Source organism: Agrobacterium pusense, assembly GCF_013285525.1.
GTDB lineage: Bacteria > Pseudomonadota > Alphaproteobacteria > Rhizobiales > Rhizobiaceae > Agrobacterium > Agrobacterium pusense.
This window is the reverse complement of record NZ_CP053856.1, coordinates 581,851-606,922: the sequence shown is the minus strand read 5'-3', so window position 1 is coordinate 606,922 and position 25,072 is coordinate 581,851. Positions and strand designations below refer to the sequence as shown.

The following is a 25,072-nucleotide window of genomic DNA, read 5'->3' as shown; positions in this document are numbered from 1 at the left end:
AAATCTCAGGGATCGGGAAATCGGAAAACGCCGGCGATGCGCCGTTTCCAGCATGGCACCAAGGCGGAACGCACCACCGCCGCCTGCTCATAAGCGTGGATGAAATGCCGGGATACCGCGAGGATGCCGAGATGTTTGGCCGCCGCATCGGCCCGCCAGCGGAACAGCAGCAGGTCTCCGGGCTTTGCCCCGTCCAGGCCCGAAACGCCGGGAAAATGCCGTTGCACGGCCGCCATCAGCCGGTCCTCACCACAGCGCTCGGCCCAGTCAGGCGCATAGGGCGGCGGAAGTTCCGGTTCGCTGCCGTAGAGTTCGCGCCAGACGCCTCGGATCAGGCCGAGACAATCGCAGCCAACGCCCCTTAGCGACGCCTGATGCCGATAGGGTGTGCCGATCCACGGCTCGGCCAGCGCCAGCACCTTGTCTCCCGTCTCGCTCATGGGAACAAGGCCCCGCCGTCGTGGGTGTGACCGCCGCTGGCATAAGAATAGGCGAAATCCGCCCCTGGAAGATGGGGAAAGCCCCTGAAATTCAGCTGATTGGCGAATGTATGCCTGCATGTGGCGAAGCTCTTGTCGCAACCGGCCGTGACGGAAAAGCTGTCTCCCGGCAACGGCGCCTCATCCGGTGGAAGCCAGAAAGAAAGAAGCACGCCGCCATTGCGCTGCTCATGGCCATCGAGATCGAACCCGCGCCCGGCAAGCGGACCGGTGAGAAAACGCACCTTTCCCCCGTTGAAAAAACCATCCGGGAAAGCATCGAGCCCGGTTGCGACGAGATTGCCGGCCGCGTCCACCGCCACCACCCGGCCATTGCCGGTGAACCGCGCCAGAGCCACGCCGCAGCGTGCGTCTCCCAGCGCGGCATCGCAGCGCCGTCCATAAACCCGCCCCTGCGGCTGGCTGAGGCGATGGGCGAAACTGCGCAGCTCGGCGCGAAAGGACCCGCCCGCCCGGGTTACGTCGCCGATCTCGCGCAGGGAGAGAAGCACATGCTCTTCCGGAGCCTGCCAGTTGACGAGGTAAAGCTCCACTCTCGCTCCGTCGAAACGGCCTGCGGCAAGATCTTCTTCCGAAATCGCCTCGCTGGAAAAACCGCCTGCCACTTCACCTGCGCCGGCGCCGAGCCCGGTTTCGCTGTCATTATCGCTGGCCGAAAAACCGCTGGCGGCCAGAAAGGCCGTGCCGGCGAAGAAAAGCGCCTCGTCATGATCGGTGAAGCCGATTTCGGCGCCATCCTTCAACGTCACTTTCCAGCAATGGCAAGTGGTCGTGGCATCGCTTTCAAGATGCCCGGCAAGGGCGGGAGCAATCGTTTTCATGGCAGGACTTCCATCAGCGGAATGGCGGGAATTCGCCCGGCTTCGAAGGCGGTGAGGTTGATGTCGATGCGGTCGGTCGCGAACCGTACCGGTACATCGAATTCATATCCGGCACGGACCACCGAACCGGCGGGCGGAACCTTTCCGGAACCGAATGTCACCATACCGGTCGCGTAATCGCAGGACATATCCGAAGCGGATACGGGCACACCCTCGACCGATACGAGGACGGAGCCCTCGGCAGGCTTTTCCACCCGGCGGGTGAAGAAGCCACCCGCATCGGCATAGGTCTTGACCAGTTGAAACCGCACCGTGACGCCATCACCCACGCCGATCCTCTGATCGGTCGATGCCGGCGTGTCTCCCGGCGGGCAGGATTTGAAGTCCACGGGATCGCGAAAACGAAAGCCGTAAAGCTCGCCGCGCCGTGCTTCGAAAAAGGCCAGCACCTCATAGAGATCGGTGAGCGAGCGGATGCCCGAGCCGGCGTCATAGGCACGCCTGGCATTTCGCCAGCGCTGATTGCGGCTTTCCCGCCCATTGGAAAGATTGACGATGTCGGTCCGTCTCACCGGGCCGCCGCTCACACCGAGCGCCAGCCGCAGCGGAAACCGCACTTCATGAAATGCCACCATGTCGTTGTTCCTGGATTCATTTCGCTGTTCGGGGTGTGCCGGCCGCAGGCCCTCATCCTTCGCGGTTTGTCCATGCTCGGCAGGCCGTTCGGGACAGGGACAAGGTCTGCATATTACAATCCACGCTGGCCGCGCCCGACGCTGCGCGCCAGCATTGCGGCAATCTGGCCTTCGCTTTTGCGGAAGCTTGCCGCATCCGTCGCCGTGACGTTGAAAATGATCTGGGACCCGCCGCCGGCGGAAGGCGCCGCGACACCGAGTGCACCATCCGGGCCGCGCTTCAGAGGCAATATGGCTTCCGCCCCTGCTTCTCCCATCAGGCCAAGCCCGCCGCCCATGGGAAAAAACGCCGGGCTGGAGACGACACCACCCTCGGCGAAAGGCGTGACGCTGCGCCCCGGCATCCCGCCATCGGCGAAAGCGAAGAGCGAGCCGCCGCCGTTCAACAACCCGCCGACGGCATTGCCAATCATGGCCTCAAAGGGTTTGAGCCCGGCGGAAAGCGCGATGCCCGACAGCCGCTGCCCAAGGCCGCGCAGCACATCGTCCAGCCCTTTGCCGCCTGTCGTTGCCGCCTGCAGTGCAGACGTCAACGCCACTCCGAACCGTTCGGAGCGGCGTTCGAGATCGCCCATCACTTCGGACAGGGCTTCCGCCTCCTCCCGATTTTCCGCGATCGATCCTTCACCCGCCATCGTACCTGCCTTTCCGATTCAAACTGGAGCTTCAAGTATTTGAATTAAAACATCTTCGCGAAACGATGACCGGATGCGTCCCTGTCGGGAAAACGCCGCATCATCGCCTCCATCTCCTGTCGATCGGGGCCGTGTGAACCGGATCGCACGCCGCCCGTCATGGCGAAAAACTCTCTGGGCGTCAGCCGCCAGAAGACCTCGGAAGAAAGCCGCAGCAGGCAGAAACCCGCATGGAGAACCGCATCCCAGGGAAAGGGGCGCGGCGTCGCATCGCCTGCTGCGGCATTCAGGGGTCCCGCGGCGTCTCCCCTTTCAAACCGCCGAAGGTGGCGGTCAGAAGTTCGGCGACGATGGCGGCATGGCCGGCAATGCCACCCTCCACCGTGGCGCCGGCAACATCCTCATCCGAAAAAACATTACCGGCGCCGCGCAACCCCGCGCCGATCACCCGGATCATGTCGGTGGCCTTCATGCGTCCGCTCGCAAAACGTTCGGCGAGCGCTGTCAGGTCATCGACTTCGAAGGCGGTTTCGAGCTCGGCAAGCGCACCGAGCGTCAGGCACAATATGCGCCTCTCGCCGTCGAACAGCGCTTCGATCTCGCCGCGATGACGGTTCGCCCGCCCGTAACGCAACCCTTGCGGCATCACAGCGCTCCAAAGGTCAAAAGACCGGCCGATTCCAGCGCGATCTCAAATTGCACTTCGCCATCGTGACGGCCGGAATACTCCAGCGCCACGATCTGGAACGGCCCGATAATCGTGCCGAAATCGGGTATGACGATCTGCCAGCCGGGAATGGTGCCCGCGAAAAACGCGCCCCGCACGAGCGCATCGCTCGCCGCATCCTTGAATATGCCTGACGCCGTCAGCGCGGCCCTTTGCACGCCGGCACCCGCCAGCAACTCGCGCCAGCGCCCGACGCTTTCCCCATCGGTAACGTCCACCGCTGGGCGTTAAAGGCCAGCCGCCGCGTTCTGAGCCCGGCAACAGTGACATATGTTCCGGCATTGTTGAATTTCAGCAGAAAATCCTTGCCCTTCTGCGCCACCATCCTGTTTCCTTCCGTTTCGATTGCGGTTGCAGGGTGTTGCGGGCCTGCGACCAAAAATGTTCCTTGCCCTCGCATTGTGCGATCTTGCCATGTCCGATGCTGCTTCCCCGACGTTCCGTACACGCCTTATCGGCGTGCTGGCGCTTGGGCAGGTCGTCAGCTGGGGTTCCGGTTTCGACATGCTGGCCATTCTCGGTCCACGAATGGGCAGCGAACTCGCCATCGCCAACGAAGTCGTTTTTGCGGGCCTGACCGTGATGATGACCATCAGTGCGATTTGCGGGCCGCTGCTCGGGCGGATGCTTGTGCGCCACGGCGCAGCGCCGGTGCTGGTCAGCGGCACCCTGCTTTTTGCCTGCGGCTTTGCGCTGCTTGCTTTTGCAGGCGGCGTGACAAGCTATCTGCTGGGCTGGGCGGTGATGGGCTTTGCCGGCGCCTGCGGGCTGACAACGGCGGCACACACCGCCGTGGTGGAGCGCGTCGGGGCGGAAAGCGGTCGATCCCTGACGCTGCTGATGGTCTTTACCGGCCTTTCGGCGGCCGTGTTCCTGCCCGTTACAGCCTTTGCGGAGCAGCATCTCGGCTGGCGCGGCACCCTCATCCTCTACGGCTGTCTGCAGCTGTTCCTGCTTCTGCCGCTTTACCTCTTCGTTCTTCCGAAGAGTAAGGGCGGCAATCCAGGCCAGCGCCCGCATCCTGGCGAAATCCCGGCCTCGCCGGTGGATACGCGGCGCGCCTTCCTGCTTCTGGCGGCAATGACCACGCTCAGCGCCTTCACCGCCTTTGGCTTCTCGCCGCTTCTGCCTTTGCTTCTCGTGCATTCAGGCGCATCGCAAGCGCTCGCAATCCAGCTGGCATCGGTGCGCAGCGTGCTGGCGATTACCGCGCGCGGGCTAGATTTCCTGCTGGGAAAACACGGCAATCCCTTCATCACCTGCCTGATCGGCCTCTGTCTTCTGCTGACATCCTTTCTGGTCCTGCTCGTCTTTTCTCCGGCCATACCAGCCTTTGCCGGCTTCATCGCCCTGTTCGGCTTTGGCGCGGGTGTGCTGACGGTCAGCCGCGCCGTTCTGCCACTTGTAGTGTTTTCTCCGCAGCAATACGGCCTTCAGGCCGCACGGATTTCGCTTCCGCAAAATCTCGCCATCGCCTTTGCACCTGTCATTTTCAGCATGGCGCTCGATCGCGGCGGCGTGGCGGCGATGCTTGGCATCGCTTCCATCCTGATCACCCTTTCGCTGCTGCTGCTGATCCTGCTGTGGAAAACCGTGGCCGGCCAGAAAGCGTAAGGCCCTTCATTCCGTTACCGCCCTGAACCGCATTTCAAGGACGAAGTTCCGTGACTTCGCCTCACGGCGGGAGCGGCTGGACAGCATGTGCATGTTGACGAGCGAAAAGCCGACGAGCGGCAGCGCGGCATCATCAAGCAGCGCTTTTACCCTTGCGGCGATCTCACCCGTGGATCTGCGGCGATTGGCATCACCCCAGATTTGCAGCGTCAGAAAATGCTCCTCCGCGCTTTCCGTCGCCGTCGAATAATCGCGGGTCTCGACCTCGTCGAAGACAATACATGGCAAAAGGCCACGCGTCAGAAGCCGGTCGACGATGCCGCCGGGGTTGAGGTCTGCCAATTCGGCATCGCCAGCGAGCTTTGCGACGATCGCCTGAAGAAGCGGGTTCGCGGCGCTCATCGGTCTTCCTCTTCGCAACGGCAGACGATGAAGCGGCGGGTTTCATCGGGATCCATCGCCGTTCGGATGTTGAGGATGCGGGAACCCTTGCGAAAGCGCATCCCGGTGCCGATGTCGATGTCGTTGCGCCAGGCGAGCCAGACACGATGGGTAATCGTCGCCACCTCGGCCGAAGCCCGCTCGTGCGAGGCTTCGGAAACCGGTTCGATGGCGCCCCACAACGCGCGCACGGCCTTCCAGCTTTCGGCGGCGCCGCCCTGTCCATCGGGCGTCTCCGACCGCACTTCCAGTTCCAGTCGCGCCGTCAGCCTGCCAGGATCAAGAAAGACGAGGTTCATGGCCTAAAGCCCCAGACGGCAGAAAGGAGACACCAGCCGCTCATAACCAGCCGGAACGGCGGCCGGCTGGTTTTCCGGCGCGACGGCGCCGCGAAAGGCGAACATCTGCGCCACATGCATCAGCATGGCGCGTTTCAGCGTATCGGGCACATCCGTCGCGGCCTCGCCATGACCGGCGGTGAAATCGATCTCGATGCCATTCAGCTCCCGTTCCGGGGCCGGCGGTTCGCGCAGCCACAGCCGTGCCGGCCGCGCCGCGCCGTCGAGCAGCTTTTCGGTGGCGGTGATGTCTGCCACGCGCCCCTGCCCGTCGAAAACCAGAATCGTTTCGATGGCTTGCACCGGCGTCTTGCCAATCAGAATCACGCCCGTTTCGGGCCACCGATCGAGATAAAGCCGCCAGGTCTGGCGCAGGAGGCACAGCCCGGTGGTGCGTTCCAGATGCTCGCGGGCCGCGCGTATCAACGTGGCAAGCAAGGTGTCCTCGTCACCGCTGTCGAGACGCAGATGCGCCTTGACGTCGGCAAGGGTCAACGGCTCCGCCTGCGGCGGATGGATGAGGGCATAGGTCATGGGGTCTCCGGAGATTAGGGCGAGCGGCTGCGTCTTTCGCCTTCTTCCCGCCGGGAGAAGGTCGCGGCAGCGGGTTGAGGGGGCAAGGGTCGGGGTAAACCGAGAGCTTGCCCCCTCATCTGCCCTGTCGGGCATCGGCGGGGAGAAGAAACGCGCGGCACCGTCGAGATTCAATTCACCCCGAACTTCACCAGCTTGATCGCCTCGAAATTCTGCACGCCACCGCCCACGCGTTTGGTGGTGTAGAAAAGCACATAGGGTTTGGCCGAATAGGGATCGCGCAGGATGCGGACGCCGGTTCGGTCAACGATGAGGTAACCGGCGCGGAAATCCCCGAAGGCGATGGCGAAGCTGTTGGCCGCCACATTGGGCATGTCCTCGGCTTCCGTCACCGGAAAGCCCATCAGCGAGGCCGGCTGACCGACGGCAGCCGGCGGATGCCAAAGATAGGCGCCGGTCGTGTCCTTGAAGCGTCGAAGCGCACCCTGCGTCTTGCGGTTCATCAGGAAGGTGCCGTTCTGGCGATGGCCGGCTTTCAACGCATAGATGGCGTCGAGCAGCACGTCCATGGGACCGGCAGAGGAAAAGCCCGCCGATACGCCGGTCGCGACATAACCGATATTGCCCCAGCTCCAGTCGTTATTGGCAACGGTCGTATAGGCGAGGAACCCTCTGGGCTTGTTGATGCCGTCACCGCCAACGAAAGCCGCCGCCTCCTCTTCGGCGAATGCGATGTCCACCTCGGATGCGATCCACGCCTCGATATCGACCGCCGCGTCGTCCAGCAGGCCCTGGGTGGCGGCAGGCATGGCATAAAGCTCCATGGTCGGGAAAGAAAGCTCCGACAGTTTCGGCGTCGCCGTTTCCGGGCGCGCCGCCGTTTCCGAAACCCAGCCGGTGGCGAGCCCGCCGGCGGCGAAGGGTTTTTTCAGCACGGCAGCGGAAACCTGTCGCACCGTGGCGAGCGCCCGGACAGGCGAAATCGCCGTCATGCGCCGGCCGATCTCGCCATCCGTCTCGGTCGGAAGAAGAAAGCCGCCGTCCGCCCCGGCCGAGCCGGCAAAGGCCTTTGCCTCGAGATCGCGCAGCGCGGCTTCCTCGCCCCGGCGGATATAGGCCTCGAAAGCGGCCTTGTGCTCTTCGGCATCCTGCGACAGCGCGTCCTTCCGGCCGAGCGCGGGCCGCGCCTTCTTCAAAGCCAGATCGTCCATGAGCCTGCGGTTGTCGTCGAGCGCCCTGTCGATGCGGTCGAGCTTGTCGCGGGTCACGACATCAGCCCCCATCTTGCGCTCGATATCGGCAAGCCGCTGATCGTTGGTCTCACGGAAGGCTTCGAAGGCCTCCATGAACTCGTCGAAGGCGGCCGTCATCGTATCGGGGACGGCCTTCAACTGCGGCGCAACCGTCATCGGGGCCGGTGTCGTTGTCTGCTCTGTCATGTGGTTTTCCTTGTTGCGGTTTGTCCGGAAATCAGCGTTTGAAGGCGGTATCGAAAAGCGAACGGGCGGCGCGGCGCATGCTGCGCACCAGTTCGGTGTCGCGGTCGCGGAAGAAGCGGGCATGCTTGACATCGGAGACGCGAGCCGAGGGAAGCATCGGAAAAGTCACGACGGAGATCTCCCAGAGATCGGCCTCCAGAATGCGCCGGACGCCGGCGCGGGCCGCCTTGCCGGAACGCCCTTCCCTACTCGAACGAACCGTGCGGAAACCGATGGACAGCCCGTCCAGAGCGCCGGTCTTCATCAGCGAATGGACTTCCCTCGACCGGGCGACGCCGGGCGTGAGGATACCCTCGACATAAAGGCCACGCTCATCCTCACGGATGGTGCGCCAGGCGCCGATAGGCTGGGCCGGATCGTGCTGGTAGAGCATGCGGATACCGGACGCACCGCGCTCCTCAATGGAGCGGCGGAAGGCACCGCGCTCGATCACATCGCGGCCAAGATCGATCTCGCCAAAGACGCTGGCGTAACCGGAAAAAGTGCCGTCGCCGGCAATGCCGCGCAGTTCCAGATTGGCGAATTTACGCGTGGCGGGACGCGGCCCGCGATAGGCGTGCATGGTTAACTCCTGCGATGTGAGGGGAATATCAGGCGCGCGGGCGGGCGCTGTAACGGTCGGCGATGCGCACCAGCACGCCCAACCCCCACCAGGCCCCCATGCTGGCGGCGGCGGAACCCGCTACCATGATTTCGCGACCCGAAAGCGCGCCGGCAATATCAAGCTGCTGCACGATCCACAGGCCGATAGGCCCGCCGAAGATCATGCCGCAGGAGACCCCGGTGATAAAACGGCTCGCGGCCTCGCGTTTGCTTTTCGGCAGGAGATAAACGAGCGATACACCCGCGCCCGCCACGGCGCCGGTGATGCGGGCGGCCCAGATGCCGGCCTCATTGGCGAATTCAGACATGGGTAATCATTCCGTTCTAGGATGTTGTCATCGGGCGGACGCGCCGCGTCGCACGCAGCCGCTTCCTGCGCGCCTGCACCGGGTGATTTTACGAATCTTCGGAATCGCTTGGACGGATGAGCTCACAAAGAGAATCCGCTTCTTCAGACAATGCTTGAACCGTCAAAGCGAAAGCAAACGCCGTCCGTTCAATAACCGACGGCCTCGCGTTTTTCCTCGTCGCTCAGGAACGAGGCTGCGCCGATGCGTGTCCAGAGCGCGTCCCGCTCGCCCGCGAGCCCGGCAATCCGGTCGAGATCGGCTTCCAGTCGCAGGCCCACGCCGAAGATCGGCGCAAGCCAGCCGCAAAGCCTCGCCGCCGTGCGGTTGACGAGCGGCAGCACGGTGAGGCGATAGAAGGCGCGGTTTGCTTCCTGGTAATTCGCATAGGTATTGTCGCCGGGAATGCCGATCAGCATTGGCGGTACTCCGAGTGAGAGCGCGATATCGCGGGCCGCGCCGTTGCGGGCTTCCAGAAAGTCCATGTCGCGCGGCGATAGTCCCATCGCCTTCCAGTCCAGCCCGCCCTCCAGAAGCAGCGGCCGGCCGGCATTCATGGCGCCCTGATAGCCCTCCTCCAGCTCGCGCTTCAGCCGTTCATATTGTTCGGCGGAAAGATTGCCGCCTTCCCGCGGCTGATAGACCAGCGCTCCGGAAGGCCGGGCGGAATTATCGAGCAGGCGCTTGTTCCACTGGCTGGCCGCGTTGTGAAGATCAAGCGCCGCGCCGGCTGAGGCGAGCGGAGCGAACCCCACCCCGTCATCCAGCGGATGGAACAGTTTGAGATGCAGCAGCCCCAGCCCGTCCCGCTCGGCGGCGATGCGCCGCGTGGCCCGGCCTTCGGCGCGGTAATCATAAGCCGCCGGCCAGCCATCCGGCCCTTCGACAATGCTGAGCCGGTCAGGCCGGAGAAGATGCAGTTCACGCAGCCGCCCGCCGATCACAAGCGGCTCGACATAGGCGTTTCCGGCCAGCATGAGGTGGCCATAAAGCGCCTCGAAGAAATCCGGCCCGCCCATGTGCGCGCCCGGCCTCGCCAGAAGCGCCAGCAGCGGATGATCGCCTATCTCGTCATCGCCGTCGTAAAGCAGCCAGTTCACCGACGCGGCCGCTTCCGCCACCATGCGGGCAGCCCGGTGGGCTACGGGATTCTTCATGAAACCCTCACGGGCAAGCGCGGCATAGGACCGGCCGGACCAGAAGGCCTGCCCGCCCTGCATGGCCACGGCCATGAAGCCGCCAGCCATTTTCCGGTTTTCGGGCATGGCGCTGCCATCCGCCGGGCGCTTGCGCGGCAGGGAAAAGGGAAATCGCATGACGGTGTCCTTGTTTGTGATGTTCCTCATCCCTGGCTTGTCACAGGGAACCAGCCAGCCCAGCTCTTTGGGCCGAAGAGAGTCTTGTCGTCGCGCAGACACGCGTCGGCTGGTTTCCTGCGACAGGCACAGAAATAAGGGATACCGGGACTCAAAGCCCAAACGGAAAAAGATTTTTTTCGCCGGCTCTCGGCAGATGACGGGCAGATGCCCGTCACTTGCGCAGCTGAACCGAACCGTTACCGGATCGGTGCTTTTACTGCCGTATCGCTGTCGAAATCGGCGGCGACGCGGGTTTCCCGCAGCGGCTTCACCGTGCGGGTGGAAAGATCATAGGCGGGATCGGCCTTGTAGGCCGCCAGCGCCGCCTCGTTTTCGAACTCGCCATAAACGATGAAATCGACGGAATTGCCCCATTGGTCCTTCTTCACATTCTCGCCGATTTCCAGCTTCAGCGCATGCGGAATCGCGGTAAGGCCGGAAAGGCCCTTGCGGACGGCGTCGCGGTTTTCCTCGGGAACGGTGAAAAAGACGATATGGCGGATCACGGTGTCACCTGTCATGCGAAATTCGAAGGCGGCCTTCTCGGCGCTGCGTAACGGGTTATCACCTGGGCCGCGCCGGTTCAATCCGCGCCGCAAGAAGGGCCCGATGAAATGCGCGCCCATAATTGCCCACCAGGCCGGCCCGGTCGCTGCCATTGATGATGGCGCGCGCCGCATCCCAGTCTTCGCGCTCTGCACCGAAGAAATCCGCAAGACGTCTGCCGGTGAAGCTGCCGGCCACCATGCCCTGGATCAGGATAGCCGTCGCCACGTCCGCTTCCATGGCGCGCTCGGGGTGGCCGGTTAGATCCACCCCGGTCAGCACCGACATGATCTCATAATTGCGGCGATGGGTCAGCTGAACGAAGCCACGTCCCAGCCAGCTTTTCCCTTCCGCATCACGCCGCCAGTAGGGTCTGCGGACCATCGGCAGACCGCCGGCGGCAAAGGCGCGGTCGAGCCGTGCGATCGCTTCGGCATCGGTTGTCGCCAAAGTCTCGCGCACCGGCTGCATGGTTGCCGCGGTCTCGTGGAAAGCAGTCGCCAGCATATAAGCCAGCCACCGGGGTTCGCCGCCGGGCAGCGCCGTCGCAAAGCCCGACAGGATCGTCTTCATCCCGGCAAGCTGCGCCGTGCGCAGCCGCCCGCCGAACAGGGATTTCCGCACCGACGCGACGAATCGCGCCTCGTCAAAGACCATGGCCTGCTCCTGATATGACACTTGATATGACTTGGGGTTCATGACCCCTGACGTCCGTCAGGACTAAATCGATTTGAAAAAACCTTAATCGATTTTAATCCTCCGACCGGGGTTTTGGAGTAAAAAATTCCTTGAATTCCGGAACCTTAGCGCGCTAACTCCATTTACCGCGCAATCCTGCAGCGTAAACCATTCAAGGAGGAATGCCACCATGACAGCGACAATCCCCCAGACCGTTTATGACCGTCTCGAAAACGAGTGGCGCCAGATGCGTGAAACCGGCTCCCAGCCGAAGCCGGCGCAATCTCCGAAGAAATAATATTTGCCCGACGCCCGAAATCGGGCGGGTCCTTCACTTTTTCTTCTCCCCGCTGGGGAGAAGATGGCCCCAAGGGTCAGACGACGGGGCAAGGTGCTGACATCCATGCTCTCGCGGCACATTTTGACCATTGCCTCTTGATCCCGCGCTGCAATCCTTCTGCCCAACGGAAGAAGAAACGGGCGGCACGCTTGAGGCGTTATTGGCTCTAGGTCCCTGGAGCCAATAAATCACCGTCTCACATCCCCCGCACCTTTGGTTCGCTGGTCACCATCGTCGTCAGCGCAGTGATCGCCCAGACGAGTGCGTCCAGCCTGTCCGGCGAGCGCCCGGTCGACAGGCCTTCCGGTCCGAAATCCGTCATCTGGTCCTCCAGCTTTTCAAATCGCGCGGCGTGGCGCACCCTTCCCTGCTCATAGAGCGCGGCGACCGGTTCGGCGCGGGCGAACTTTCCGCGGCTTGCCCGCACCAGCGTCAGCGGCAGGTTGGCGTCTACGCTCTGCAGCATGGCGCGCACCATCTCGCCGCCCTGATTGACCTCTGCCACAACGCGGTCAGCCTCGTGGCGGCGGAAGGCGGCGACGACGGCGCGAGCCCAGCCGGCCGGCGTCTCGCCTTCCACCGAACAATCCGCAAGCACCGTGAGACGCCCGGCCATGCCCAGTCCCGCCACGACGATGCCGCAGCAGGAATTTTCACCACTGCCGGCCGGCGGATCAACCGACACCACGATCCGCGAAAGCGGCGCAGCCGCAACCTCAACGATCGCTTCCAGATCGGCGCGTTTCCATAACGCGCCCTCGCGCTCATCGATCAGTTCGCCGCCAATTTCCTGACGGCCGAGCCGTGTGCCGCCGTAGCGGTCCTGCATGGCTTTCAGAAAACCGGGCGAAAGGTTCCGCGCGTTCATGGCCGTCGGCATCCGGGCCACCCGGCTCGAAGGATCGGCGAGAAGCGCCTTCAGCAATGGAATGGGCCGTGGCGTGGTCGTCACCAGCTGTCGTGGCAATTCACCCAGACGCAGGCCGAACTGCAGCATGTCCCAGGTTTCCTGTGGATATTTCCATTTGCCCAGCTCATCCGCCCAGGCCATGTGGAACTGCGGCCCGCGCAGGCTTTCCGGGTCTTCCGATGAGAACACCTGCGCCATCGCCCCGTTGGGCCAAAGCAGCCGCCGACGCGACACCTCGAAGGCGGGACGATGGCGGCGGGCAACACGGCAAATCCCGGAAATGCCGTCGATCATCACCTCCCGGGCATCACCCAGCGTTTCGGCAACCAGCGCGATGCGCAAATCCGATTGCCTGCCGGCGGAAGCGACGGCGTGAACCCACTCCGCCCCGGCGCGGGTCTTGCCGGATCCGCGTCCACCGATCAGAAGCCATGTCCGCCAGTCGCCCTCCGGCGGTTGCTGCGGCAGGTTGCCGATGAAACGCCAGTCGCGCAGAAGATTGAAGACCTGCGCCGGCAGATGGGGTCCGGTCGACATATCCGTCATGTGTCGGTTTCTGCGAAGGGGCTGCAAGCGGGATCGGTTGCCATCTTTGCGCGGCATTTCTGTTCAGCCAGTTCATCGATGCGATTGAGGAAATGCGCCACCGCCACTTCGTAGTCCCCGACCTCGGTTTCGTCTTCGCTGAAAAGAGCTTCCCTTTCTTCCGCCAGCACCCGTTGCAAAGCGTCGATCCGCTCCAGCGTGCGAACGATCAGCGACAGCTGGTCCGTCGCAGCCTTCACATCGGCGCGCGCGAGCTTGCCCGAAGCATCCTCCGCTGTCGCCAGAAATGCCGCTTCGCTCACTTGGCGGAGATTGCGGTACAGGCAGAACTGCTCGCGCATCTCCTCCGTAAGCTCATTCAGCAATTGCCGCAGGCTGCCGTTGCGCGCCGCATCTTCGGCGGCCAGCCTGTCGGCCCGCGACTTCGTCTCGGGCGCGGCTTCCGGCATGTCGTCAGCCGCATAGGCGGGCGTTTCCGGCCAGACGCTGTAGAGCGCCGGATCGCAATTGCTGGACGTTGTCATGGGATTGGCCTGCGAGAGAAAGAACAAATAAAGAGGAGCCCGCGAACAAGGCAAGTTTGCTTGCACCTCGCTCACCCTCATTACTGTGACAAGCACAGGAACGCGGTGGTGAAGAAAGCGCTACGGGCAGTCCCAAAGACAACCATTGCCGTTCAGCCGCAAATCTCCGACTATAGCCAAACACTATCAAACCACCGTCACGGTGTAAAGGATTATTTTCCTATTTCTGTGATTTTTATCCTGATCACGGGATTTGCACCCTCGTCCGTCACATATTACACTTAGCATCAGGCGGTGAGTAGAAGGGACGAGTCAAGTTGGTAAAACAATGGGTTGAGCGGTTGTTTGCGGGTCTTTCGGCAACCGGCATCGTCTTTGGCACGGTTCTCTTCTGCGCTTCTCTCACACCATCGCTCCTGCCGCGAACATGGCTGATGCAAGGTGTGCTGTGCGGGTTTTCTTTCGCGATCGGTTACATGATCGGCGTCGCCCTTCATGCGATCTGGGCTTATCTGGAGCTGCCTGAACCCTCGCGTCATAATGTCCGCGGCGTTCGGTTTCTCATTGCGCTTGCCGCCGCGATTACGGCGATTGCGTTTCTGTGGCAGGCGAAAGACTGGCAGAACTCCATTCGCGTGCTGATGGAGCTCGATCCGCTCCCCAGCGCGCACCCCACCAAGACAGGCGCCATCGCCATACTGGTGGCTGCCATTCTCATCGGCGCCGGCCGGCTGTTCCAGCTGATCCGCCGTTTCTTTGCGACGCGCAGCCGGCATTTCCTGCCGCGCCGGCTGGCCAATGTGCTCGGCATCGCCGCGGCCATCATTCTGTCCTGGATGCTGCTCAACGGGCTGATATTCGACATCGGCCTCAGATTTGCCGATTCCTCGCTGAAACAGGTGGATGCGCTGATCGAACCCGATGTGCCGCGCCCGTCCGATTCGCTCAAGACCGGCAGTAGCGCGTCGCTGATGACATGGGAATCGCTCGGCCGTCGCGGCCGCGAATTTGTCGCTGAAGGCCCTCGTAGCGCAGACATTTCCGCCTTCACCCACCGCCCGGCCAAGGAGCCGCTCCGGGTCTATGCAGGCCTGAACTCCGCCTCGACCCCGGATGAAAGGGCATCCCTGGCGCTTGAGGAACTGAAACGTGTCGGTGGCTTCGACCGCAAGGTGCTCCTGGTGGTCATCCCCACCGGCACCGGCTGGATCGATCCGGAAGCGCTCGATACCGTCGAGTATCTGCATGACGGCGATATCGCCAGCGTTGCCGTGCAATATTCCTATCTCTCAAGCTGGATAGCCTTGTTGACGGAGCCGGATTACGGCGTCGAGACGGCGCGCGCTTTGTTTGAAGCCGTTTATGGCTACTGGACCACCTTGCCGAAGGAAAAGCGGCCGAGGCTTTATCTGCACGGCTTGAGCCTCGGTTCGCTCAACTCGCAGAAGTCCTCCGATCTATACGATGTGCTCTCCGATCCCTTCCAGGGCGCGCTGTGGAGCGGCCCTCCTTTCTCCAGCCCGACATGGCGCATGGCCACCAATGGCCGGGTGAAGGGCACGCCGGAATGGCTGCCGCGTTTCCGCGATTCCTCCGTCATCCGCTTCGCCAACCAATATACCACCGCGCATATGCCTGATGCGACCTGGGGGCCGATGCGGATCGTTTATCTGCAATATGCCAGCGACCCCATCACCTTCTTCGAAGCCGCCTCGCTTTACCGGCGGCCGCAATGGATGGTGCATCACGGGCCAGACGTTTCCACATCCTTCCGCTGGTTCCCGGTCGTCACCCTGCTGCAGCTCGGCCTCGATGTTGCTGCCGCCACCACGGCGCCGATCGGATATGGCCATGTCTATGCGCCGGAACATTACATCGATGCCTGGACGGAGGTGACGGCGCCGCAGGGCTGGAATGCCGAGGATATCCAGCGGCTGAAGATGTTCTTCAAGGCCCGCCGCGGCTCCACCGATCCGGCTTAAGCGCGGCGGGCTCTAGTCGAGTGTCAGCCTTTAAGCCGGTCCAGATTGTCGGCGATATAGGTCTCCAGCGAACGCGGCGCATGGCCGGTCAGCGTTTCCACGTCGCCGGTCACCACCGCCGTCCAGCCCTCACGAACGGGATAGAAGATCGAGGCGAGGAAGGACGCGTAGTCCTGCGGCACACCTGCACCCGTGAGGATGCCGATAAAGACCTCGTCCGAAACGGCGGCATAAGACACTGGCTTGCCGATGGCCTGCGAAATCAGTGCTGCCGCTTCGCCGTAGCCAACTGCCCTTGGTCCGGTCAGATTGAAGGCCTTGCCGTCAAAGGCCGTGGATGTCAGAGCGGCGGCGGCGCTATCGGCGATATCGCGCACATCGATGAAGCTTGACTTGCCCTCGCCCGCGGGAACGGCGATCTGGCCGTGGTCGATGCCGGCTTTCCAGTAGCTGTGGAAATTGTCGGCAAACCAGTTAGGACGCAGGATGACGTAAGGCGTGCCTGACGCGATGATTTTCAGCTCGATCTGGCGATAGGGAATGGAATCGTCGGCATCGACACCGAGAACGCTGAGGAACACGATCTTCACCTTCCGGCGCGCGGCCTCCTCGACAACGGGCGTCAGCGCGTCGATGGCATCCAGACGCCCGCCGGAAAGAAGCAGGAACAGGCGGTCAACACCGTCGAAGGCATCCGCATAAGTCGATGCGTCGGTATAATCAAAACGCACCCCTTCCGCGCCGTCCGACGCCCTGCCGCTGCGCGACGCCGCCTTCACGCTTTCGCCCTTGGCCACCAGAGCCCTGACCAGCGGCGTGCCGATGGTGCCGGTTGAACCGATTACGAGTATCTTGCCTGCCATCTCAAATCTCCTTAGTATCTAATGAAAACCATGTTTCGAAAACACAGATACTGCGTTAGAGAAATCATGAGAAGAGAGCACTTTTCGGTTAGCTGGTTTCCTCGCGGAAACCGGCATGGCCTTGAAACAACAGGGTGAAATCGATGTCAAATATCTATGACGTTTATGAGGACCGCTGCCCGACACGCATGGTGCTGGACAGGATCGCCGACAAATGGGCGCTGCTGATCCTCGACAAGCTGCGGCGTGATGCCGTTCGCTTCAACCTGTTACGGCGCGAGATCAAGGGCATATCGCAGAAGGTGCTGTCGCAGACGCTGAAGAAGCTGGAGCGTGACGGGCTGATTTCACGGCAGGCCTTTCCAACGGTTCCTGTCACCGTCGAATATTCACTGACGCCGCTGGGGCGCACGCTGACGGACACCGTGGCGGCGCTTGCCCATTGGGCGGAGGGCAATATGGACGCGGTGATGGCGGCACAGAAGGCTTATGATGAGCGGACGGTGGTTTAGACGGCTTCGCTTTCGCGTAGCGAGAGAAACATAGGAGTGGCAATCCTTTGTTGTTTCGTTTTGCAGACCATCGCTTCCGTCATACCGGACTTGATCCGGTATCCAGCCAGCCCAAGTCCATGGGCTGAAAAGACTCTGTTCCCCGCGCAGAAGCGCAGCGACTGGATGCCGGATCAAGTCCGGCATGACGGAAGTGGGTTTCGCTTATCTTCTACTCTTTCAAACGCTTCTTACCGCGAGATCCGCGTCGACAGAATGATCGATGACAGCGTGCGCTCCACGCCGTCCAAGGCGCCGATACGGTCGATCAGCCGGTCGAGATCGAGGATCGAAGGGGCGGCCAGAATGGCGATCAGGTCAAATGTGCCGCTCACCGAATGCAGCGTCGTCACTTCCTTGATGGCGGCAAGCGCCGCAGTCACCGCCGGCAGAGCCTTCGGCCCGATGGTGATGAGCACATGCGCGCGCACCAACCCGGAAAGATAACTTTCCGAAAGCCTGAGGCCGTAACCCGCGATCACGCCGTCTGCCTCCAGGCGCTCGATGCGGGCCTGCACCGTGGTGCGCGAAAGGCCGAGCCTGCGCGCCAGTTCCGCCACCGGCATGCGGGCATTTTCGGAAAGCAGCGCCAGCAGCGCCCGGTCCTTGTCAGTGATCGTCATAGTGATCAATCCTGTCGTCTTATCGTTCAATAATAACGAGCGATCTGCACATAGTGAAGCTCCGAATCGCAGCGAAACCGCAATATGATTGTGCCCTACGGATTTTTCTGCGGGGAACAAAACATGAAAAACATCGTCGTCATAGGTGCGGGCAACATCGGCTCGGCCATCGCCTGGATGCTGGCTGCCACAGGCGATTATCGCATCACGGTTGCCGATCGCTCGGCCGACCAGCTGGCCAATGTGCCAGCACATGAGCGCGTCGACACCGAGATCGTCGACATCACCGATCGTCCGGCGCTGGAAGCACTGCTAAAAGGCAAATTCGCGGTGCTATCCGCCGCCCCCTTCCACCTGACGGCGGGCATTGCCGAAGCGGCCGTTGCCGTCGGCACGCATTATCTCGATCTGACCGAAGACGTGGAATCCACCCGCAAGGTCAAGGCATTGGCGGAAACGGCGGAGACGGCGCTCATCCCGCAATGCGGCCTCGCGCCCGGCTTCATTTCCATCGTCGCCGCCGATCTTGCCGGCAAGTTCGACAAGCTGGACAGCGTGCGTATGCGCGTCGGCGCGCTGCCGCAATATCCGTCCAATGCGCTCAACTACAACCTCACCTGGAGCACGGACGGGCTGATCAACGAATATATCGAGCCCTGCGAAGCGATCGTCGAAGGCCGCCTCACCGCCGTTCCGGCGCTTGAGGAGCGTGAAGAATTCTCGCTCGATGGCGTCACCTATGAGGCTTTCAACACGTCAGGCGGTCTCGGCACGCTCTGCGCCACGCTGGAAGGCAAGGTGCGGACGATGAATTACCGCACCATCCGTTATCCCGGCCATGTCGCGATCATGAAGGCGCTGCTGAACGATCTCAACCTGCGCAATCGCCGTGATGTTCTAAAGGACCTGTTCGAGAACGCCCTTCCCGGCACCATGCAGGATGTGGTCATCGTCTTCGTCACCGTCTGCGGCACCCGCAACGGCCGCTTCCTGCAGGAAACCTACGCCAACAAGGTCTATGCCGGTCCCGTTTCCGGCCGGATGATGAGCGCCATCCAGATCACAACCGCCTCAGGCATCTGCACGGTTCTCGATCTGCTTGCCGAAGGCACGCTGCCGCAGAAGGGCTTCGTGCGCCAGGAGGAAGTGGACCTGCCCAAGTTCCTCGATAACCGGTTCGGCCGGTATTATGGCGCACATGAGCCACTGGCTCGGGTGGGGTGAGCTACCGGCCTCAGTTTATTCCGTCATACCGGCCTTGAGCCGGTATCCAGCCAGCCCAAGTCCTTGGGCTGGAAATACTCTATTCGCCGCGCAGACGCGCGTCGGCTGGATGCCGGATCAAGTCCGGCATGACGGTGAGGTCGTCACGTCCCGCAAAACGTCCGAAATACCCGCTCATGGCTCATCGGCGGCTGCATATAGACGAAATTGTCCGGCCGCTCCTCGAAGGGCGTCGCAATCGCCTTCAGCATGGCGTGAAAGGGCTCGAAATCATCCTCCTCCACTGCCGCCTCGATCAGTTCCTCGATGCGGTGGTTGCGTGGGATGATCGCCGGATTAACTGACAGCATCGCCGTCGATCTTTCGGAATCGGAAATCCCCTCCCGACCGGCTCTTTCCCGCCAACGGGCGAGAAATTCGTCCGCGCCCGCAATATCGATGAACATGCCGCGGAATGGCTCGGCGTCGCCATTGACGGCATGCGAAAGACGACGGAAGGTCAGCGTATAGTCCGCTTCCGATGCCTGCATCAGCGCCAGCAGCCCCTGCACCAGATCCATATCGCCCTCTTCCTCCGCCGTCAGGCCAAGTTTTGCGCGCATGCCGGCAAGCCAGCGTTTGGGAAAGGCGGCAGCGAAATCGGCGAGAACCCCATTGGCGAGTTCAGCGGCCTTTTCCACCTGCGGATCGAGCAGCGGCAGCAGGCATTCCGCCAGCCTTGCGATGTTCCACTGGGCGATGCCGGGCTGGTTGTTATAGGCGTAACGGCCCTGCGCATCGATGGAGGAAAAAACCTTGTTGGGGTGATATTCATCAAGGAAGGCGCAGGGGCCGAAATCGATGGTCTCCCCGGAGACCGCCATATTGTCGGTATTCATCACGCCATGGATGAAGCCCACCATCATCCAGCGGGCGATGAGGTCGCATTGCCGTTGCGCTATGCCCTGCAGCAGGGCGAGATAGGGATTATCTGCCTCTTTCGCCTCGGGATAATGACGGTCGATCACATAGTCCGCGAGGTTCCTGATTGCCTCGTCATCCTCGCGCGCGGCGAAAAACTGGAACGTGCCGACACGGATGTGGCTTGCCGCGACACGGGTGAAGACGCCGCCCGGCAGGCCGACTTCACGCTGCACCCTTTCGCCGGAGAGAACAGCTGCCAAGGCCCGGGTTGCGGGAATGCCCAGCGCAAACATCGCTTCCGAAACGATATATTCGCGCAGCACAGGGCCAAGCGCGGCGCGCCCGTCACCCCTGCGCGAGAACGGCGTCGGGCCGGAGCCTTTCAGCTGGATATCACGCCGTTTGCCGTTCCTGTCGATCACCTCGCCCAGAAGAATCGCGCGGCCATCGCCCAGCTGCGGCACGAAACCGCCGAACTGGTGGCCGGCATAAGCCATGGCCAGCGGTTCGGCTCCCTGAGGCACGACATTGCCCGAAAAGATCGCCGCCAGTCTTTCATCGTCAAGGCCGGTGACGTCGAGACGAAGCTCGTCGGCAAGCCCACGGTTGAAGGCGATGAGGCGCGGTGCCTTTACCGGCGTCGGCAGCACCGCGGCGCTGAAACGCTCCGGCAGGCGGGCATAGGAATTGTCAAATTTCATCACGGATAAACTCCCTGCTTTGCCTTTATATGGGGCCGGAGGGCGACGGATGCGAGCGATAAATGCCAAAGCTCCGCTCCTTCGCCTCATTCAATTTTGCGCAATGAACTTTCCATCGCCATCATCGTTCCTATGCTTGACCCGCAGAATGCCGAAAGGAAAGGAAAAGCAATGACCGCCGTTGAAGCCGTAACCGCCGAACCGGAAAGCGCCATCCGTACCATTCACACCGATCTGCCCGTCAACGCCACCTTTCATGTCTGGCTGAAGGCAAAAAAAGCCGGCGAGCCGGGTGCGGTTTCCTTCTCCAATCAAAACGGAAAATTCGCTGAAGTTTCAAGCGTCAACACCGAAGAGTACGGGTTTCGGATCTATCAGGTTTTTGGCGGCGGCCATGTGGAGCTGAGTTACGACACGGTCACCACCGCCGTTTCGGTGATTTATTGGTTCACGGCATCGGATGTACTCGAAACCGGCATCACGGTTGTTCATACCAAGCCTGACAATGCCGCGCCGGAACTTCCCGGGAGCTACCACTTCCGCCCGCCCTTCGGCTGGATGAATGATCCGAACGGCTTTGGCCGCTTCGAGGGCCGTCCGCATCTGTTTTATCAGCATTATTCGCACGGGCTGCGGTGGAACACCATGCATTGGGGACATGCTGTCTCCTCCGATTATCTTCGCTGGCGGCATCTGCCGATCTTCCTTTTTCCGTCAGAAGACCTGACCACCCGTCCGGACAAGCGCGGCGGCGCCTATTCCGGCTCCACCATTCCGCTGGTGGAAGGCAGCGGCATCCGCGTGTTCTTCACCGAGCAGGTGCAGGACCGCATTCCCGAACAGCAGATACAGCTCACCGCCACCTCGTCCGATCTCATCATGGCAGGGCAGGCAGACGTCATTCTGGGCCATCGTCCGGACGGACAGGGACTGACGCCGGATTTCCGCGATCCTTACGTCTTTCGCGGTCCCGATGGCTTATGGAAAATGGTGCTCGGCAGCCAGAGCGAGGGCGGCGGTGTCATCCTGCTTTACGAAACGCTCGACCCCACGGCTGCTTCCGGCTGGACCTATGTCGGCAAGCTGTGGGTGGAAACGCGTTATAAAACCACAGCCATCGAATGCCCCTGCCTGCTGCCGCTCGATGGCCCCGCCAATGCCCGTTCCACGCGCTGGGTGCTGATCTACGGACTGATGCACTCGGAAGACCCCGAGACAGGCCGCAAGAACCTGACGATGGCCGATGTGGGCTGGTTCGACGGCAAGGTCTTCACCAAGGAATCCGGTCAGGAGCTCGATTTCGGCACCGATAATTATGCCTTTCAGGCCTTTCTGGACGGGGATAGCATCATCGGCATCGGCTGGCTGGCCAATTGGGCCGACGCCAATCCCGAGATCGATTTCCCCACCTCCATGACGTTACCGCGCCGGATCACTTATGTGAATGGCGAGCTTCTGACCCCACCCATCGGCGCGGCCGAAAGCCTGCGCAGCCACATTCTCGACCGCACCCGGCTTGCGGCCGGCGAGCGCGTCACCTTCATCAACGGCGCAGTGGAGATATTGATCGAGCTTGCGTCGCCGGGGGTGCCCTTCGAACTCGCGCTTGATCATCCGACGGTCACGCTCGGTCTCGTCAGCGACGAAACGGGCCTCTGGATCCGCCACGAGGATGGGCGGGAGGGCCACTCCCCACATTACATTGCCAAAGGCGCAAGGGCCTCGCGCGTCCGTATCTTTCTGGATTACGGCTCTATGGAGGTTTTTGCCAATCGCGGACGGTATGTCGGCACGAAACGCATCGAGGGCTTCGAGCCCGTGCGCGCCGCTCTTTTGAAGGCCGAGTCCGGGGCGGTGGTCCACGCCACGACCTGGGCGCTGCGTCCCTAAGGAACCTTTTGGCGGATTGGGTGGTTGATAGACCAGAAACGCCCGAAAAATTCCGCCGAAAGGAGAAACGGCATGACCAAAATCCGCGACACCAGCGATCCCATCCTGTTTCCGACGGAAGCCAACGAGAACAAGACCGAGAAGAAGCGCGCCGGAAAGGGTATCGTCATCGTCATCGGCGCGATCGCCGTCATGGCCTTTGTGGTCTATCTGACGGCGATCACCATCGCCACTACCCAGTCCTGACCAGGCCGCGGCGGGGGCGCTAGCGCACGCTGCGCAGCCCCCTTGCCGTGAAGATCGCCAGCAGCGACACCACGACACCAAGTCCGTAAAGATACATCATCGGCATCGTCACGTCTGCCCGATCGACTTGCGTCACGAGATCGGTTGCAGCGGCCACGGTGCCGCTTGCACCCGCACCGGCGGCGGCTCCCAGTGTCGCGACCGTGGGGAGCAGAGCGCCCGTCATCTTGCGTTCCTCCTCCGGTGCGGCTTCCATGGCCGCCTGGCTGATACCTGCCCATGACATGCCGAAAGCCGATCCTATCAGGATTTGCCCAAGCAGCATTTCGACCGAACTGCCGGACGAAAGCCCGAGCCCGAGCAAAATGCAGCCCGGCACCATCTGATACGGGCCGTAATGCAGGCAAACCTCGCGCAGGCGATCGGAGCGCAGGCTACCAATCAGCATCGCCACCAGGCTCCAGGCGAGCGGCATCGTTACCACGATAAAACCGGCGAAGGTGGGTTCATGACGCCAGAGATTAATGGCGACATAGGCCAGATAGACGCTGCCGAGAGCGTGGGCGTAGGACATCAGGAACAACACCCAGAAGCCGCTGCCGAGCACCGTCTTCAACCGAAACGAATCCTTCGGAAACAATCCAACGGAAGGCCGTGTACCGGCGCGGAGCGAGGCCCACAGGAGTGCTGCACCCGCCAGCAGGGACAGGGCGCGCAGGCTCGCATCCTCGAAGGCAGAGGGAGCGGAAAACGCCAATGCGCCGACCAGGCATAGCGCCAGCGGCACCAGCGGCCTGCGCGTCGTCACCACCGGTCGCTCGGCGGAGACGGCAATGGCGGTATAGGCCACGAGCAACAGAATCAGGGGTGCCGACAACAGGAAGGTGGCGCGCCAAGAGATATGTTCGGTTGCGAAACCGCCTGTGAGCGGGCCGATGAACGAGGCGACCGCCCAGATCGCCGCCTCGATGGCGAAGACCTTCGGCAACAGGCCGGAGCGGAAACCGGCGGGAATGAGGCTGTAGCACACGGCAACGATCAACCCGTCCGCCAGACCCTGCAAGGCGCGACCGACGACGACCCACAAGAAGTCGTCGGCGATTGCCGAAAGGAGGGAACCCATAGAAAAGATCAGGCAGCACAGCAGCAGGACCGTGCGCGCGCCGAAACGTTCGCGAAACAGCACGGCGGTGACGCCGCCAGCGACGGAACCCACGAAATAGAGACTGTAGGCCCAGCTATAAAAGGCCGCTCCGCCGATTTCATTCACGGCCACCGGCAAGGCCGTGACGACCGCGAACTGGTTGAAAGCGTGCAGGCCGATACCGGAGGAGATGACGGTTAAAAGCGAGAGATTGGTCCCGCTCAACAATTCACCCCAGCCGTTTTTCTCCGTCATTTCCATACTCGTCAAAGCCGCATCCTTTCGATTTTCGCGATACGGCGGGCAAACTAGAACCTCAAGCGCCATTGAGGTCAAGACAGCTTTTTCGCGCCATTCAATCCGAGGGAATTCGCAGGCGACAGGAACCCTGCGCGTTTCCGCTCGTTTGCCGAATAACCGATAGAAAGGATACCGTCATGGACCGCAAAAAAATCCTGCCCTCGAACGAAGACGCCATGGATGAAGACCTGCTCGACCTCGACATCGACGCCCTCCCCGCCAAGGGAGAAATTCCTCAATTCATCGAGCAGGAAATCGAGGAAGAAGAGGCCGAGAGCGAGGACGACCCCTATCAGGAAAGCGACGAGGCCCTGCCCGACGATGCGGAGGAACGGGTGATCAACCGCAATCCCTCGCGCGAGGGCGGGGCGTTCGACGAGGTTTAACCGCTTGTCAGGCCGGATACGAGGCGTTTCAACATGTGGCGCTGATGATCCTGCCCACCGAAGAAGATGGCGAGAACACGCAATGTCTTCTCGCCGTCATCAACATCGAAATGAAAGATCGCCTGATTTTTTGCGACCCGACGAAGGCCGGGCAAAAGTTCAGGCATCAATGTCCCGCGAAACGGTGCCTTGCCGAGGGTTTGCATATCCGCCTCAATAGCGCCGATGCGCAGGACCGCCCGCTCGAATGCCTCCGGCAGCGTGTCGCCAAGGCCGCGATAGGATTGAATGAGATGGTCGAGACGGACATTGGAGTTCTGCCTTCAAAGGAAAAATGATGCTACTCAGCAGCATATCTTTCCTTTTCATTCCAGGAACGACGTGCGTCAGCCCGCCCGTTCAGGCGAGTAACCGGCCTCGCGGATTGCTTCCTCCGCGGTTGCGGCGTCACCCGTTACCGTGAGCCTATGCGTGGAAAGATCGATATTGACGGCGGCGTCGGGAAGGACGTCCGAAAGTGCGCCGCGCAGGGTCTTTTCGCAATGGCCGCAGGTCATGTCCGGGATGAGGAAGGTGGTTGGGGTCATAATTTCTCCTATTGGT

General features: G+C 61.9%; 30 protein-coding genes and 1 pseudogene. 8 read left to right on the top strand and 23 right to left on the bottom strand.

Features of this window, described 5'->3' with window-relative positions; translation table 11 throughout:
- Nucleotides 1–5 precede the first annotated feature (5 nt).
- The 7 genes and pseudogenes from HQN82_RS02995 to HQN82_RS02965 form a co-directional block, all read right to left on the bottom strand.
- Nucleotides 6–440, bottom strand: coding sequence for an NlpC/P60 family protein (locus HQN82_RS02995; protein WP_173614537.1), 435 nt, complete (start codon nt 438–440; stop codon nt 6–8).
- A complete protein-coding gene (locus tag HQN82_RS02990; protein WP_112766957.1) occupies nt 437–1,321 on the bottom strand; it encodes a DUF2163 domain-containing protein in 885 nt (294 codons plus the stop codon). Before HQN82_RS02990 ends, HQN82_RS02995 begins: the two co-directional genes overlap by 4 nt.
- Nucleotides 1,318–1,956 (bottom strand): TIGR02217 family protein, encoded by a 639-nt coding sequence (locus HQN82_RS02985; protein ID WP_112766956.1) that lies wholly within the window; start codon nt 1,954–1,956, stop codon nt 1,318–1,320. The genes HQN82_RS02990 and HQN82_RS02985 overlap by 4 nt, the downstream gene beginning before the upstream one ends.
- Before the next feature lie 113 nt (nt 1,957–2,069).
- Complete coding sequence (locus HQN82_RS02980) at nt 2,070–2,651, bottom strand: phage tail tape measure protein (protein ID WP_112766955.1); 582 nt, start codon at nt 2,649–2,651, stop codon at nt 2,070–2,072.
- Between the two features lie 44 nt (nt 2,652–2,695).
- Nucleotides 2,696–2,941 (bottom strand): rcc01693 family protein, encoded by a 246-nt coding sequence (locus HQN82_RS02975; protein ID WP_112766954.1) that lies wholly within the window; start codon nt 2,939–2,941, stop codon nt 2,696–2,698.
- The gene (locus HQN82_RS02970) at nt 2,938–3,297 is read right to left on the bottom strand and encodes a gene transfer agent family protein (protein WP_006700098.1); all 360 of its coding nucleotides are present in this window, start codon (nt 3,295–3,297) and stop codon (nt 2,938–2,940) included. The genes HQN82_RS02975 and HQN82_RS02970 overlap by 4 nt, the downstream gene beginning before the upstream one ends.
- A pseudogene (locus tag HQN82_RS02965) lies at nt 3,297–3,703 on the bottom strand (phage major tail protein, TP901-1 family). Before HQN82_RS02965 ends, HQN82_RS02970 begins: the two are co-directional and overlap by 1 nt.
- Nucleotides 3,704–3,792: 89 nt before the next feature.
- Here HQN82_RS02965 and HQN82_RS02960 point away from each other — a divergent pair.
- The gene (locus tag HQN82_RS02960) at nt 3,793–4,992 is read left to right on the top strand and encodes an MFS transporter (RefSeq protein ID WP_173614993.1); all 1,200 of its coding nucleotides are present in this window, start codon (nt 3,793–3,795) and stop codon (nt 4,990–4,992) included.
- Nucleotides 4,993–4,998: 6 nt separating this feature from the next.
- On the opposite strand, the gene HQN82_RS02955 is transcribed toward HQN82_RS02960, so the two are convergent.
- The 11 genes from HQN82_RS02955 to HQN82_RS02905 all read right to left on the bottom strand — a co-directional run bounded on the left by HQN82_RS02955 (nt 4,999) and on the right by HQN82_RS02905 (nt 13,656).
- Nucleotides 4,999–5,394 (bottom strand): DUF3168 domain-containing protein, encoded by a 396-nt coding sequence (locus HQN82_RS02955; RefSeq protein ID WP_004440751.1) that lies wholly within the window; start codon nt 5,392–5,394, stop codon nt 4,999–5,001.
- Entirely contained in the window at nt 5,391–5,732 is a 342-nt protein-coding gene (locus HQN82_RS02950; RefSeq protein WP_112766952.1) for a phage head closure protein, read from the bottom strand. The genes HQN82_RS02955 and HQN82_RS02950 overlap by 4 nt, the downstream gene beginning before the upstream one ends.
- A 3-nt stretch (nt 5,733–5,735) precedes the next feature.
- Nucleotides 5,736–6,305, bottom strand: a complete 570-nt coding sequence (locus HQN82_RS02945; RefSeq protein WP_035210200.1) for a head-tail connector protein — start codon at nt 6,303–6,305, stop codon at nt 5,736–5,738.
- Nucleotides 6,306–6,475: 170 nt separating this feature from the next.
- Nucleotides 6,476–7,744, bottom strand: a complete 1,269-nt coding sequence (locus HQN82_RS02940) for a phage major capsid protein (protein WP_173614536.1) — start codon at nt 7,742–7,744, stop codon at nt 6,476–6,478.
- Nucleotides 7,745–7,775: 31 nt separating this feature from the next.
- Nucleotides 7,776–8,366, bottom strand: coding sequence for an HK97 family phage prohead protease (locus HQN82_RS02935; protein ID WP_045532421.1), 591 nt, complete (start codon nt 8,364–8,366; stop codon nt 7,776–7,778).
- A gap of 28 nt (nt 8,367–8,394) precedes the next feature.
- On the bottom strand, nt 8,395–8,715 hold the full coding sequence (locus tag HQN82_RS02930) for a DUF6107 family protein (protein ID WP_003509186.1): 321 nt from the start codon (nt 8,713–8,715) through the stop codon (nt 8,395–8,397).
- A gap of 188 nt (nt 8,716–8,903) precedes the next feature.
- Nucleotides 8,904–10,070, bottom strand: coding sequence for a phage portal protein (locus tag HQN82_RS02925; protein ID WP_173614535.1), 1,167 nt, complete (start codon nt 10,068–10,070; stop codon nt 8,904–8,906).
- A gap of 239 nt (nt 10,071–10,309) precedes the next feature.
- Nucleotides 10,310–10,618 carry a Dabb family protein gene (locus HQN82_RS02920; RefSeq protein WP_006700091.1) on the bottom strand — a complete coding sequence of 103 codons (309 nt, stop codon included), beginning with the start codon at nt 10,616–10,618 and terminating at the stop codon, nt 10,310–10,312.
- A 58-nt stretch (nt 10,619–10,676) separates the two neighbouring features.
- Entirely contained in the window at nt 10,677–11,315 is a 639-nt protein-coding gene (locus HQN82_RS02915; RefSeq protein WP_112766950.1) for a lysozyme family protein, read from the bottom strand.
- Between the two features lie 557 nt (nt 11,316–11,872).
- Entirely contained in the window at nt 11,873–13,132 is a 1,260-nt protein-coding gene (locus HQN82_RS02910) for a DNA-packaging protein (RefSeq protein WP_173614534.1), read from the bottom strand.
- Nucleotides 13,129–13,656, bottom strand: a complete 528-nt coding sequence (locus HQN82_RS02905) for a hypothetical protein (protein WP_173614533.1) — start codon at nt 13,654–13,656, stop codon at nt 13,129–13,131. Before HQN82_RS02905 ends, HQN82_RS02910 begins: the two co-directional genes overlap by 4 nt.
- Before the next feature lie 341 nt (nt 13,657–13,997).
- On the opposite strand from HQN82_RS02905, the gene HQN82_RS02900 reads away from it, so the two are divergent.
- Complete coding sequence (locus HQN82_RS02900; protein WP_173614992.1) at nt 13,998–15,638, top strand: alpha/beta hydrolase; 1,641 nt, start codon at nt 13,998–14,000, stop codon at nt 15,636–15,638.
- Between the two features lie 23 nt (nt 15,639–15,661).
- Here the strand turns inward: HQN82_RS02900 and HQN82_RS02895 are convergent, their stop codons facing one another.
- Entirely contained in the window at nt 15,662–16,501 is an 840-nt protein-coding gene (locus HQN82_RS02895) for an SDR family oxidoreductase (RefSeq protein ID WP_173614532.1), read from the bottom strand.
- Nucleotides 16,502–16,644: 143 nt separating this feature from the next.
- Between HQN82_RS02895 and HQN82_RS02890 the strand changes: the two genes are divergently transcribed.
- The gene (locus HQN82_RS02890; RefSeq protein WP_173614531.1) at nt 16,645–17,013 is read left to right on the top strand and encodes a winged helix-turn-helix transcriptional regulator; all 369 of its coding nucleotides are present in this window, start codon (nt 16,645–16,647) and stop codon (nt 17,011–17,013) included.
- A 230-nt stretch (nt 17,014–17,243) separates the two neighbouring features.
- Here the strand turns inward: HQN82_RS02890 and HQN82_RS02885 are convergent, their stop codons facing one another.
- Nucleotides 17,244–17,675, bottom strand: coding sequence for an Lrp/AsnC family transcriptional regulator (locus tag HQN82_RS02885; protein ID WP_004440719.1), 432 nt, complete (start codon nt 17,673–17,675; stop codon nt 17,244–17,246).
- A 123-nt stretch (nt 17,676–17,798) separates the two neighbouring features.
- Here HQN82_RS02885 and HQN82_RS02880 point away from each other — a divergent pair, with 123 nt between their 5' ends.
- Complete coding sequence (locus tag HQN82_RS02880) at nt 17,799–18,899, top strand: saccharopine dehydrogenase family protein (protein ID WP_004440717.1); 1,101 nt, start codon at nt 17,799–17,801, stop codon at nt 18,897–18,899.
- A gap of 143 nt (nt 18,900–19,042) precedes the next feature.
- Here HQN82_RS02880 and HQN82_RS02875 read toward each other — a convergent pair whose 3' ends face one another.
- Entirely contained in the window at nt 19,043–20,503 is a 1,461-nt protein-coding gene (locus HQN82_RS02875) for a protein adenylyltransferase SelO (protein WP_173614991.1), read from the bottom strand.
- A gap of 171 nt (nt 20,504–20,674) precedes the next feature.
- On the opposite strand from HQN82_RS02875, the gene HQN82_RS02870 reads away from it, so the two are divergent.
- Nucleotides 20,675–22,393, top strand: a complete 1,719-nt coding sequence (locus HQN82_RS02870) for a glycoside hydrolase family 32 protein (protein ID WP_173614530.1) — start codon at nt 20,675–20,677, stop codon at nt 22,391–22,393.
- Nucleotides 22,394–22,465: 72 nt separating this feature from the next.
- Entirely contained in the window at nt 22,466–22,639 is a 174-nt protein-coding gene (locus tag HQN82_RS02865; protein WP_004440709.1) for a hypothetical protein, read from the top strand.
- 19 nt (nt 22,640–22,658) lie between these two features.
- Here HQN82_RS02865 and HQN82_RS02860 read toward each other — a convergent pair whose 3' ends face one another.
- Nucleotides 22,659–24,044 (bottom strand): MFS transporter, encoded by a 1,386-nt coding sequence (locus tag HQN82_RS02860; protein ID WP_173614990.1) that lies wholly within the window; start codon nt 24,042–24,044, stop codon nt 22,659–22,661.
- Nucleotides 24,045–24,220: 176 nt separating this feature from the next.
- On the opposite strand from HQN82_RS02860, the gene HQN82_RS02855 reads away from it, so the two are divergent.
- Complete coding sequence (locus HQN82_RS02855; RefSeq protein ID WP_004440706.1) at nt 24,221–24,469, top strand: hypothetical protein; 249 nt, start codon at nt 24,221–24,223, stop codon at nt 24,467–24,469.
- A 35-nt stretch (nt 24,470–24,504) separates the two neighbouring features.
- Complete coding sequence (locus HQN82_RS02850) at nt 24,505–24,807, top strand: hypothetical protein (protein ID WP_156779252.1); 303 nt, start codon at nt 24,505–24,507, stop codon at nt 24,805–24,807.
- 48 nt (nt 24,808–24,855) lie between these two features.
- Here the strand turns inward: HQN82_RS02850 and HQN82_RS02845 are convergent, their stop codons facing one another.
- Nucleotides 24,856–25,056 (bottom strand): heavy-metal-associated domain-containing protein, encoded by a 201-nt coding sequence (locus tag HQN82_RS02845; RefSeq protein ID WP_006700082.1) that lies wholly within the window; start codon nt 25,054–25,056, stop codon nt 24,856–24,858.
- Nucleotides 25,057–25,072 lie beyond the last annotated feature (16 nt).